The 11,543-nt window shown below is 41.7% G+C and carries 10 protein-coding genes; 8 read left to right on the forward strand and 2 right to left on the reverse strand.

Annotated elements, in window-relative coordinates; genetic code table 11:
- Nucleotides 1–17: 17 nt before the first annotated feature.
- Nucleotides 18–1,112, reverse strand: a complete 1,095-nt coding sequence (gene prfB, locus ACZ48W_RS08620) for a peptide chain release factor 2 (protein WP_464827952.1) — start codon at nucleotides 1,110–1,112, stop codon at nucleotides 18–20.
- Between the two features lie 61 nt (nucleotides 1,113–1,173).
- On the opposite strand from prfB, the gene panC reads away from it, so the two are divergent.
- Entirely contained in the window at nucleotides 1,174–1,998 is an 825-nt protein-coding gene (gene panC / locus ACZ48W_RS08625) for a pantoate--beta-alanine ligase (protein ID WP_464827954.1), read from the forward strand.
- A 1-nt stretch (nucleotide 1,999) separates the two neighbouring features.
- On the opposite strand, the gene ACZ48W_RS08630 is transcribed toward panC, so the two are convergent.
- Complete coding sequence (locus tag ACZ48W_RS08630; protein ID WP_464827956.1) at nucleotides 2,000–4,069, reverse strand: peptidoglycan D,D-transpeptidase FtsI family protein; 2,070 nt, start codon at nucleotides 4,067–4,069, stop codon at nucleotides 2,000–2,002.
- Between the two features lie 87 nt (nucleotides 4,070–4,156).
- On the opposite strand from ACZ48W_RS08630, the gene ACZ48W_RS08635 reads away from it, so the two are divergent.
- The 7 genes from ACZ48W_RS08635 to ACZ48W_RS08665 all read left to right on the forward strand — a co-directional run bounded on the left by ACZ48W_RS08635 (nucleotide 4,157) and on the right by ACZ48W_RS08665 (nucleotide 11,537).
- Nucleotides 4,157–5,338, forward strand: a complete 1,182-nt coding sequence (locus ACZ48W_RS08635) for an FtsW/RodA/SpoVE family cell cycle protein (RefSeq protein ID WP_464827957.1) — start codon at nucleotides 4,157–4,159, stop codon at nucleotides 5,336–5,338.
- The gene (gene murG / locus ACZ48W_RS08640; protein ID WP_464827958.1) at nucleotides 5,335–6,351 is read left to right on the forward strand and encodes an undecaprenyldiphospho-muramoylpentapeptide beta-N-acetylglucosaminyltransferase; all 1,017 of its coding nucleotides are present in this window, start codon (nucleotides 5,335–5,337) and stop codon (nucleotides 6,349–6,351) included. Before ACZ48W_RS08635 ends, murG begins: the two co-directional genes overlap by 4 nt.
- Before the next feature lie 39 nt (nucleotides 6,352–6,390).
- A complete protein-coding gene (locus ACZ48W_RS08645; protein ID WP_464827959.1) occupies nucleotides 6,391–6,648 on the forward strand; it encodes a hypothetical protein in 258 nt (85 codons plus the stop codon).
- A 121-nt stretch (nucleotides 6,649–6,769) separates the two neighbouring features.
- Nucleotides 6,770–9,343 (forward strand): alanine--tRNA ligase, encoded by a 2,574-nt coding sequence (alaS, locus tag ACZ48W_RS08650; protein ID WP_464827961.1) that lies wholly within the window; start codon nucleotides 6,770–6,772, stop codon nucleotides 9,341–9,343.
- A gap of 2 nt (nucleotides 9,344–9,345) precedes the next feature.
- The gene (locus ACZ48W_RS08655) at nucleotides 9,346–9,807 is read left to right on the forward strand and encodes a hypothetical protein (protein WP_464827962.1); all 462 of its coding nucleotides are present in this window, start codon (nucleotides 9,346–9,348) and stop codon (nucleotides 9,805–9,807) included.
- Entirely contained in the window at nucleotides 9,807–10,355 is a 549-nt protein-coding gene (gene maf / locus ACZ48W_RS08660; protein WP_464827964.1) for a septum formation inhibitor Maf, read from the forward strand. The genes ACZ48W_RS08655 and maf overlap by 1 nt, the downstream gene beginning before the upstream one ends.
- 87 nt (nucleotides 10,356–10,442) lie before the next feature.
- Nucleotides 10,443–11,537 carry an aminotransferase class I/II-fold pyridoxal phosphate-dependent enzyme gene (locus ACZ48W_RS08665; protein ID WP_464827965.1) on the forward strand — a complete coding sequence of 365 codons (1,095 nt, stop codon included), beginning with the start codon at nucleotides 10,443–10,445 and terminating at the stop codon, nucleotides 11,535–11,537.
- Nucleotides 11,538–11,543 lie beyond the last annotated feature (6 nt).

Here is an 11,543-nt window from a genome sequence, read left to right on the forward strand (position 1 = left end):
TCTTGTAATTCTATTTTTTATTTTGCCTGGGTGATAAGTACACCCTCTAAAAGTTTGTCTATATCCCCGTCAAGTATGGCATCTACATTTGTAAAAGCCTGGTTGCTTCTGGTATCTTTGACCTGCTGGTAGGGCTGCATGACATAGGAGCGTATTTGGTGTCCCCAGCCGATGTCTGATTTCTCTACACCGTCTATCTCAGCCTGTTTCTTTGCCATTTCATATTCGTACAGACGTGATTTGAGCATTTTCATGGCAGCGGATTTGTTCTTATGCTGGCTTCGGTCATTCTGGCACTGTACTACTATGCCGGTAGGTTCATGGGTGATACGGATAGCGGATTCTGTTTTGTTGACGTGCTGACCTCCGGCACCGCTGGCACGGTAGGTATCGATACGGATATCCTTGTCTTCGATCTCAATATCAATATCATCATCAATCTCCGGAGAGACCATGACAGAAGTAAAGGAGGTGTGGCGTTTGGCATTGGAATCAAACGGACTGATACGTACAAGTCTGTGGATACCGTTCTCTACTTTAAGGTATCCATAGGCATTCTCACCTTTGATGATGAAGCTTACATCTTTGATCCCTGCCTCTTCTCCTGCCTGATAGTCAAGTACTTCGACTTTAAAGTCATGACGTTCAGCCCAGCGCAGATACATTCGGTAGAGCATACTTGCCCAGTCCTGGGACTCAGTACCTCCGGCACCCGGATGGATGGAAACAATGGCGTTGTTCCCGTCATGTTCTCCGCTGAGCATCATTTGTACTTCAAGAGCATTCGTACTTTCCTGAAGAGAATCCGCATCTTCGTACAGCATCTCCAACGTATCTTCATCTTTTTCAGCTTTAGCCATTTCAAAATATTCTATGGCATCATGTACAGCATCATTGGCACTGTTGTACGTCTCCAATATACGTTCTGTTTTTGTTTTTTCCTGGGATATCTTCCCTGCATTGGCCGCATCATTCCAAAAGTTGGGATCTTGCTGCATCTGTTCTATCTCTTTGAGTCTTTTTTCCAAAAGGTCAGGTTTGACAATATTGGTAATGTTTTCCATCTTGACAGAAAGAGATTTTAAAAGTTCACTGTATTCGTATGCATCCATTCTTTATTCACTACTTTTTTGGTATGATTTTACCAAAATATAGCGAAATATGAGGTTAGGGATGATAATAGCCAGAACAATAGATGAACTTCAGGAGGCAAAGAGAGAATGTAAAGGCAGCATAGGGTTTGTGCCGACCATGGGTGCCCTGCATCAAGGACATCTTTCTCTTATACAGCAAGCCAGAAAAGAAAATGAACATCTTATCGTCTCTATTTTTGTAAATCCTACACAGTTCCTGGAAGGTGAAGATCTGGATTCCTACCCACGTAAAGATGAAGCAGATACCAAGATATGCGAACTTGCAGGGGTAGATATTCTTTTCATGCCGAACATAGATGCTATGTATGAAGCGGATGAACTTTGTATCGGTGCCCCGGCAATTCGTGCTTACATTCTTGAGGGGGAAAAGCGTCCGGGCCATTTTGACGGTATGCTGCAAGTGGTGATGAAACTGCTTAACCTCAGTGGGGCGGACAATGCCTATTTCGGTAAAAAAGATGCCCAGCAGTTAGCCCTTGTTACCCAAATGGTCAGGAACTATTTTATGGATGTCAATATTATACCCTGTGAGATCGTACGTGATGAAAGAGGACTGGCTTTGAGTTCCCGTAATGTGTACATGCAGGGTGATGAAAAAGAGAGAGCTCTTTGTCTGTCACGTTCTTTGAAAAGAGCCACAAAGATGGTCATGGCAGGAGAATTGAACGTGGAAACCATCAAAAGAGAGATGTTCAATGTACTTAAAGATGCTGATGAGGTGGAGTATGTCGCCATTGTCGACAGAGCCTTTAATGCCTTGGAAGAAGTGGAGATAGGCAATACCATTATATTGGTAGCTGCATGGGTAGGAAAGCCCAGACTGATCGATAATATATGGATCTGATCTAAAACAGATCTTCAAAAAGTTCATGGGCCGATTTATCAATAACTGGTTTTGTCTGAGGCTTTGGTTTTGGTTCTGTTTTGATTTTTGGCTTCTTTTTAGTCTTTGGTTTTGTCTCCAGTTTAAAGAGCTCCTTGACTGACTTCTTTTCTTCAGGCTTTTTATTGACTTTTGTTTCTGTGATATCAGGTGGGGTAGGTACAGTTTGCTCTGTGACACTCTCTTCATTTCCATATAGAGGCTCTTCTTTTTGGGCTTCCAATACCTCTTTGGGATCGACTTTCAAATAGCCCTGTTCTACCAGGATCCTCACGATATTTTTAAAGGTAGGTACAGCCGATTGTGAAGCAAAGTATTTTTGATATCCTTTTGCACGGATAACAAGGACACCAATGGTATATTTATGACCCTCTTTATCGTTGGCAAAGCCGTAAAAGCTGCTATGGTATTCCCTGACATAACGACCATGTTTCGCAATGTGGGCAGTTCCGGTTTTCCCGCCTATCTCTAATCCCGGGTACCGGGCTTTTACCCCTGTCCCGCGTTTGACTACTTCCAAAAGGATATCGTGTATCTGCTCGGCAGCTTTTTTACCGACTGCATGCATATCTCCTCCTTTCGGTTCCAGTGTATAGTGGTTTCCTTTTGCATCCTGAAGGTAATCTACGATACGGGGGGTTACTGCTATACCGTTGTTGTTAAAAGCACTGTAGGCTTTAAAGAGCTGTGCAAAGGTGACAAGCATACCATATCCGTATGCACTGTTGGCTCTGTGCATATTGTGGTTAAGCAGGCGGAGAGGCTTGAGTTTGCCAGGCAGATCACGTGACAGGTCAAGGCCTGAAGGTCTTGCTATACCGAATTTGAGCAGTCCTTCCCTGAACTCCTTCCCGGTCAGTTCCCATGAGATCTGGGAGATCCCTACATTGGAGGAATGTACAATGATGTCTGTAGCAGTGAGTGAGTCAAACTTTTCATCATCTGTAATTGTTCTTCTTTTGCCTATTTTCATCCGTCCGTTATAGGTGTTGAATACAGTCATGGGCTGAACGACTTCATGATCCAATGCTATTGCCAAAGTGATAGGTTTAAGTACAGAGCCTGCTTCATAAGGGTATTCAGAGAATTTAGGGTTCAGTGCAGGGATGTCTTTTTGGGTAATGTGTGCAGGATCATAACGTTCTGAGCTTGCCAGGCTAAGCACTTTTCCTGTTTTGCTCTCCATCACACCTACGAGGATCTCATCGGCATCGATACGTCTTTTCATAGCATCAATCATCAGCTCTATCCTGCGTTGAAGGGCCAAGGGGATATTGAGATGCAGATCCATACCGTCCACACGCTGGATCTCTACACTGTTCTTGTCATGTATCACAGCACCTACAACATCTCTTTTCCCTTTGAAATAGCCATTTTTCTTTGAAGTAATATGTTTTTCATACTTTCGTTCAAGTCCTTTTTTTCCTTCAGGTCTAGTATATCGTCCATCGCTTTTCTTCCCCACATATCCGAGGACTGGACTCATGACATCACCTAGCGGAAAGCGTCTGGTTTCACCATTTTCAATAATGTCCAGTCCGTAAAGCACTTCAATACCGTTACGGTTTTTGATGGAACGGAAAACCCCCAGTTTTCTGAGTTTGTAGGCAAGAGATTTGAGCTGCATGGCATGTCTTGAAGTAATACGGTTTGAAAGAACAATATTACCTGTTATCTCTTTCCCTTTACGGTTCTTGAACCGTTTACGTATGTCTGTCTCAGGGATACCGCTGTAAATACTGAAAAGTCTAATAAAGACTTCTTTTTTTTCCGGTACGATACTTGCACCGCGTATGACTGCCTGATAGGTTTTTTGGGAGCTGCTGAGGGTATAGTTGTCTGCAGAGATGATAGACCCGCGGAAAGATCGGTCATGGATAATAGTGTTATGATTGGGGATACGCCGTTCTGAAATAATGGTTTTTAGAATAGAGGATAAAAAGATCCCCATAGCAACTGCTAAAAAGAGGAAAAGAGCTAAAATCTTATATTTTCTTTGGTGAATTGCTTTATTCTGTATTTTTTTATTCATATATCCCTCATCTAATGTAGAATTTTATCAAAGTTATCTGTTAAATCTGATAAAATACTAATTAATATTATTCAAAGAGAATACAAGATGATAGATAAACCCCTTTTAGCTGCAGTAATGATGCTTTTAACACTTTCACTGGTGATGAGTTATTCTCTCTCTGCCTATACAGTACTGCACTTTCATTATACGGGTTTTCATTTTTTTATTAGACAGAGCATGGCGGTTCTTATCGGTTTTGTTACAATGATCATCCTAAGTAAAATGGATCCGGACAGATGGTTCTCTCTGGTTGGATTACTGCTTTTTATTCTCTTTTTTATTCTTATGATCGCCATGCAGTTCCTTCCGTCTTCTCTGGTCAATGCAGTAGGTGGTGCAAAAAGGTGGATCCATCTGGGGCCTATGTCTATTGCTCCCGTAGAGTTTTTTAAAGTAGGATTCATATTCTTTTTAGCATGGAGTTTTTCCCGTAAACTTCTCAATAAAACCAAAATGGGGTTTATGGAAGAGATACGGGTCTTTTCTCCTTATCTTGCAGTATTCTTTTTAGCTGTTGTGATCATTGCTGTGTTTCAAAAAGATTTGGGGCAGGTGGTTGTTCTGGGATTGACCCTTTTGGTACTTTTTTTGTTTATCGGCAGCTCTATAAAATTTTTTATGACACTTATGTCAGGTGCTTTTATCGCTGTCGGGGGACTTATTTTCTTTGCTCCCCACCGTATGGCACGGATCAGGAGCTGGTGGGGAACTGTACAGGAGAGTATACTTTCTCTGCTTCCTTTTGAATCGGTACAGAATCTGCGTATAGAGGTGGGTAAAGAGCCTTATCAGATATCCAATTCACTCAATGCCATCCATAATGGCGGATTCCTGGGTCAGGGGCTGGGGAACGGACAGTTCAAACTCGGGTATCTTTCAGAGGTGCATACAGACTTTATCCTGGCAGGTATCACTGAAGAATTTGGATTCCTGGGGCTGTTCTTAGTGGTAGCAACAATGCTTTTTATTATCTTCCGGATTTTTAAGATCGCTTCCAAAGTGAAAGATCCTATGTATTATCTCTTTAGTATCGGTGTAGGACTGTTGATCGCTTTTTCTTTTATACTCAACTCTTACGGTATTTCCGGTATTACTCCTATTAAAGGGATCGCAGTACCGTTTTTAAGTTACGGAGGATCACATATTCTGGCTTCATGCATTGCTATAGGTATGGTATTGATGATCTCAAAAAAAGTACCGAGAGACAGTCAAGGGAGAATATTATGAGTATTGTTATGACAGGTGGGGGTACAGGTGGACACCTTGCCATTATTAAAGCGGTCAAAGAACATCTCAAAGATGACGAACTTATTTATATCGGTTCAACAAAAGGGCAGGATGAACAGTGGTTTGGCAAAGATGATGATTTTGCATATAAATATTTTTTTGAAACGCGTGGTGTAGTGAACCAGGGAATCTTGGGTAAGATCGGATCACTCTTTATGATGTTTAAAGCAACATTGCAGGCGATCAGACTTTTGAAAAAGCATCAGGCAAAAGTTGTCTTTTCTGTAGGAGGATTTTCTTCCGCAGCAACAGCATTTGCAGCAAAGATCCTACGTATCCCTTTGGTGATACATGAACAAAATGCAGCACTTGGTTCACTCAATAGACTATTGAAGCCTTATGCAACAGCATTCATCTCCTCTTATCTGGAAGAGAGTCCTGTTAAAGCTTATCCTATAAAACAGATCTTCTTTGAGAATGCACGCATTCGTCATGAAGTAAAAACTATTATTTTTCTCGGTGGTTCACAAGGAGCAAAAGCTATCAATACCCTGGCACTTGAAATGGCAGAGGAACTCCGGAAAAGAGACATCAGTATTATCCACCAGGCTGGGGAAAAGAATATAGCTGAAGTAGAGAAGGCTTATGCTGATCTGGGTATAAAAGCTGAAGTTTTCGGCTTTACCACAAAGTTGGCAGAGTATATGAAAGAAGCAGATATTGCTATAGCAAGGGCAGGAGCCTCAACCTTATGGGAACTTTCCGCCACTGCCCTTCCTGCCCTTTTCATTCCCTATCCTTATGCTGCAAGTGACCATCAGTATTACAATGCACAGTTCCTGGTAAACAAAGATCTTGGATGGCTAATGAGAGAAAAAGAGATAGATAAAGAAAAAGTATTAGCACTTCTTGAAGAAAACCTGGAAGAAAAGAGTAAAGGTTTGATAAAGATCGTGGAAAAAGAGGGGAGTGAAAAGATAGCAACACTTTTAAAAGAATTTCAAGATAAATAATAAAATTATTAAATATAATCAAACTTATAAGAAGAATTGATGAATAGGATAATTACGGGTTTATTGAGTTTGGGAGTGTTGACATTGAGCCTACAGGCGTATGAGCAGGCAGAGAGAGTACAGGATATGCAGACAATGGAAGCGTCTATGGCCCAGATACAGAAAGGGATACTCTATAACAATAAAAAAATGGTACTCCAGGGTGTTGAAAATCTGAAGCAGGCATCAAGTAAAGTAGAAGTAACTCCAAAAAACAGGCAAGAAACCCTGTTATGCATCTATAGAGGAACAATATAATATGTAAATAGTGATACATATATACCTTTTATCTCCCAATAACCACAATTTAGCTAAAATATCTCTCAATATAAAACAAGATCTTATTTATAGGATCGATATACAATTTTAGGGACATTTCATGGATATCAGACAATCCTTTTTAGACTATTTTCAAAGTAAAGGACATCAGCTTGTACCAAGTTCTCCGCTTGTACCGGATGATCCGACATTGATGTTTACCAACGCAGGGATGGTACAGTTTAAGAACATCTTTACAGGGGAAGCACCTATCCCAAATCCGCCAAGGGCTACTTCAAGCCAAACTTGCCTAAGAGCGGGTGGAAAACATAACGACCTTGATAATGTTGGTTACACAGCAAGACATCATACTCTTTTTGAAATGCTGGGGAACTTCTCTTTTGCTGATTACTTTAAAGAAGAGGCTATCGCCTATGCATGGGAGTTCATTACGGATGAGAAGTATTTGAACCTTCCTGTAGAAAAACTGTGGGTCACGGTACATGACAGTGATGATGAAGCATATGATATTTGGAAAAAATACGTTGCTGAAGATCGCATTATGCGTTTTGGAGACAAAGACAACTTCTGGCAAATGGGTGATACCGGTCCCTGTGGTCCCTGTTCCGAGATTTTCTATGATCAGGGTGAAGAGAATTTTAATGGTTCTGAAGATGTGATGGGTGGAGAGGGGGATCGCTTCCTTGAAATTTGGAATCTGGTTTTCATGCAGTATGAAAGAGATGAGAACGGTACACTGAACCCACTCCCTAAACCCAGCATTGATACCGGTATGGGACTGGAGCGTGTAGTTGCCATTAAAGAAGGTAAATTAAACAACTACCACTCTTCACTTTTTATGCCATTTTTAGAGAAGATAGGTGAACTTGTAGGTATGCCTTATAATTATGAAGCAGATAACAGTGCCAGTTACCGTGTTATTGCAGACCATTTACGTTCCTGTTCTTTTTTACTTGCCCAAGGTGTAAACTTTGATAAAGAGGGGCGCGGGTATGTACTTCGCCGTATCATGCGCCGTGCCATTCGTCACGGGTATCTGCTTGGACTGCGTGAACCGTTCATGTATAAACTTGTAGATACGCTGGTAGCACTTATGGGGAAACAGTATGACTATCTGAACAGCAAAGCAGAAGCGATCAAAACTTCTATGAAACTTGAAGAAGAGCGTTTCTTTGCTACCATTGAAGCAGGGATCAAGCTCTTTAATGAAGAGCTTAAAAATACTTCTGATGTGTTCAACGGTGAAGTAGCCTTTAAACTTTACGACACTTACGGCTTCCCGCTTGACCTCACTGAGGATATGCTTAGAGAAAAGAACATCAAGCTTGATATTGATGCATTCAATGCAAAAATGGAAGCCCAAAAAGCACAATCCAAAGCAAACTGGAAAGGTACAGGGGATGCTGCAACGACCGGTGATTTTAAAGCACTTAAAGAGATGTTCAGTGTGAATGAGTTCACAGGCTATGAAAGTACTGCAGCTCAAGCCAAAGTACTGGCACTGCTGGATGAGGATTTTAAACAAGTAGACAGTATTGACGGTAAAGGCTGGGTACTGTTGGATAAAACACCGTTCTATGCCGAGTCAGGCGGACAAGTGGGTGATCGTGGGACGATCAAGCTAGCAGGCAGCAGTGAGCAGGTAGCAGTGAAAGATACCAAGAAATTCCTAGATATGAATCTTTCTGAAGTGGAAGGGAAACTAAGCGTGGGTGATGAGGTAGAAGCAGTGGTGGATAACAGCCGTGTTGAGATAGAAAAACATCACTCTGCGACACACTTGCTCCATGCAGCACTCAGAGAGATTCTGGGGGATCATATCTCTCAGGCAGGTTCACTCAATGATGACAAAAGACTTCGTTTTGACTTCTCTCATCCTCAGGCAATGAGTAATGAAGAGCTTCAAAAAGTAGAGGATTGGGTCAATGACAAGATAAGTCGAGCGATACCAAGAGAGACGAAGCTTATGAGTATTGATGAGGCAAAAAACTCCGGTGCAATGGCACTCTTTGGTGAAAAATACGGTGATGAGGTAAGAGTGGTAAGTTTTGGTGATGCTTCAGTGGAACTTTGCGGGGGTACACACGTAAACAATGTCTCTCAAATAGGTCTTTTTATGATCACTAAAGAGAGTGGTGTGAGTGCAGGTGTCCGCCGTATTGAAGCGATCTGCGGCAGAGCAGCCGTAGAGAAGGTAAAAGCACTTAGAGATGAGATCACACAGATCAAAGAAGAAGTAAAGAATCAAAATCCGATAGCCGGTATCTCTAAACTCAAAGAGCAGATCAAAACACTTAAAAGTGAACTTCAAAGTGCACTTAGCAGTACAAAAAAAGAGTTGACTGCATTTGAGGTCAATGGTGTGACGGTCATCGTAGAAGAGGTAGAAGCCGGAGATATCAAAGAGCTTATCGATGAGGCGAAGAATAAGTATGAGAACATTGCCATTATGCTCTTCCAGAAAAAAGGTGACAAAGTCATGCTTGCTGCGGGTGCAAAAGGTACAGCTGTAAAAGCAGGTGACTGGATCAAATCTATCGCACCGATCGTCGGCGGCGGCGGTGGCGGTCGTCCTGACTTTGCACAGGCAGGCGGAAAAGATCCAAGTAAGATCACTACAGCGCTTGAAGAAGCAAAAACCTACCTTGCAGAGGTACTTGAAGGCGGGAACTAACGATGTATAGTCATACGATCATCTTTCTGCATGTACTCTCTGCTTTTGTATGGGTAGGCGGGATGATCGCCATTCGTGTGGCAGTTCATCCGGTACTGCAAAGCATAGAAGAGCCAAAGATCAAGTTAGGCAAGACTTTGGAGATCACGGGAAGACTTTTTCATCTGGTGATCCCTTTTATCGCAACCCTGTTGGCAACAGGGTTGCTGATGGCTATCGCCTCCAAAGGACATCAGGGTGCACTTAAATCACTTTTTCTCTCCAAAGAGATCATCTGGACGCTCATGACGCTTAATTTTATCTATATGTACCTGCAACGCAGAGCGGCATGGAGGCTTTTTGAAGCAGGCAGACTGCCTGAAGCTAAAGAGAAGGTAAAGCTCATTCCAAATGTGTTGCTGCCTGTTAATATCGGTTTGGGTCTGTTGGCACTCTATTTTGGTGTGAGTCTTAGAGGTTTATAGTGATCTGTTTATGTTCATCCTCTGAATCAAGAGCTTTACTTTTAAATAAGTTTGGAGTCGATTTTATTCAAAAGTCTCCTCAATACGATGAAGAACAGATCACAACAACGGTTGCCAAAAATTTTGTCTATACTGCAAGTAAAGGAAAGCTTGAAGCAGCCATTGCCGAATTTGGATTGGAAATACCGCTTCTTTGTGCCGATACGGTCATTGCTGCAGCAGATGGGACTATCTTACGTAAAGCTAAAAATATAGAAGATGCAAGACGCATTTTAAATATCCAAAGCGGTTCTACTATTTCCATCCTCTCTTCACTGCATTTCAGATCAAAAAAACTGCTTTTTACAGATATTTCAGCAACACATTATCATTTTGAAAAGTTCGAAGAAGATGATCTTGAAGCTTATCTGCAAAGTGGACTTTGGCAAGGTAAAGCCGGAGGTTGTATGGTCGAGGGGTTTTGTAAAAAGTATATCAAGTCTGTAGATGGGTATGAGAGTACGGCTATGGGATTGCAGGTTGAAGTACTTTTGCCATGGATAAGATAATCCGTAGGGGTGCCCCTTGTGGGTACTCTTGGAGATTTGAGATAAAGGGCAACCACAAGGGATTGCCCCTGCATAAGAAGGTAACCTATGTATGAAAATGAATTAAAAGCCCTGAAAAAAGCCGGACGCTTTAGAGAGCGTAAGCTTTTTGATGACAGATTGGATGATCTGGCATCCAATGATTATTTGGGATTGTCGCAGAATAAAAAGCAGTTCACCAAAGCAGTAAAGCTTGTAAAAGAGTATCAGACTTTAAGTTCTAAAGCCAGTATGCTGGTCAATGGTTATCATCCAATTCATCGTATCTTTGAAGTGACCATGGCAGAGCAGAACGGTTTTGAAGAGGGGTTGGTGGTAGGAAGCGGATTTCTTGCCAATATGTCACTCATAGAGGCACTGGTGCGAAAAGGTGATAGGTTATACATGGATGAGGAGTATCATGCTTCGGGTGTGATGGCAGCACAGCTTCTGGGTGACAGGGTCGTGACCTTCAAGCATAATGACGTAGCTGATCTAAAGCAGAAATTAGCCCAATATCCGGCAAAAAGACAGATCATTGCTGTAGAAGGTGTTTACTCCATGAGTGGTGATCTCTGCCCAAAAGAGATATTTGATCTGGCAGATGAAGCGGGTGCATTGCTCATTGTTGATGAAGCCCACAGTGCAGGTGTTTTAGGAAAAAAACTTTTGGGTATCTTTGAGTATTACGGTATTACTGTCAATGAACTACATATTAAAATGGGTACATTGGGTAAAGCCTATGGGTCATATGGTGCATATATTCTGGCTTCGTCTGAGATCATAAGTTTTTTAGTCAATAGAGCAAAACCTATTATCTACTCCACGGCACCTTCTGTTTTTGATACAGCATTGGCACTGGTAAATGTAAAGCATATTCGTAAAAATGCAAAAAAATACAGAAAAAAGATCCAGGAGAGGCAAACTGTTGTAAGAAAAATGATGGGTGTTCCTTGTCATAGTTTGATCCTGCCTATTGTTATGCCAAGTAATGAGTATGCTCTGTATATGCAAAAAGGATTGATGTCTCAAGGCTATTTGGTGGGAGCGATACGTCAACCAACCGTAAAAATACCTATACTCAGAGTGATACTCAGCCTGGGTGTATCTAGCAAAAAGCTTCAGCATGTATTAGCACTCATTAGTCATAACACGGTACAATAATAGAAT

The organism is Sulfurovum aggregans, assembly GCF_055385215.1.

Coding starts and splice junctions, on each gene's coding strand:
- murG (WP_464827958.1), top strand. CDS start 5,335: ATGAGTATTGTTATGACAGGTGGGGGTACAGGTGGACACCTTGCCATT.
- panC (WP_464827954.1), top strand. CDS start 1,174: ATGATAATAGCCAGAACAATAGATGAACTTCAGGAGGCAAAGAGAGAA.
- ACZ48W_RS08665 (WP_464827965.1), top strand. CDS start 10,443: ATGTATGAAAATGAATTAAAAGCCCTGAAAAAAGCCGGACGCTTTAGA.
- ACZ48W_RS08630 (WP_464827956.1), bottom strand. CDS start 4,069: ATGAATAAAAAAATACAGAATAAAGCAATTCACCAAAGAAAATATAAG.
- ACZ48W_RS08645 (WP_464827959.1), top strand. CDS start 6,391: ATGAATAGGATAATTACGGGTTTATTGAGTTTGGGAGTGTTGACATTG.
- prfB (WP_464827952.1), bottom strand. CDS start 1,112: ATGGATGCATACGAATACAGTGAACTTTTAAAATCTCTTTCTGTCAAG.
- ACZ48W_RS08635 (WP_464827957.1), top strand. CDS start 4,157: ATGATAGATAAACCCCTTTTAGCTGCAGTAATGATGCTTTTAACACTT.
- alaS (WP_464827961.1), top strand. CDS start 6,770: ATGGATATCAGACAATCCTTTTTAGACTATTTTCAAAGTAAAGGACAT.
- ACZ48W_RS08655 (WP_464827962.1), top strand. CDS start 9,346: ATGTATAGTCATACGATCATCTTTCTGCATGTACTCTCTGCTTTTGTA.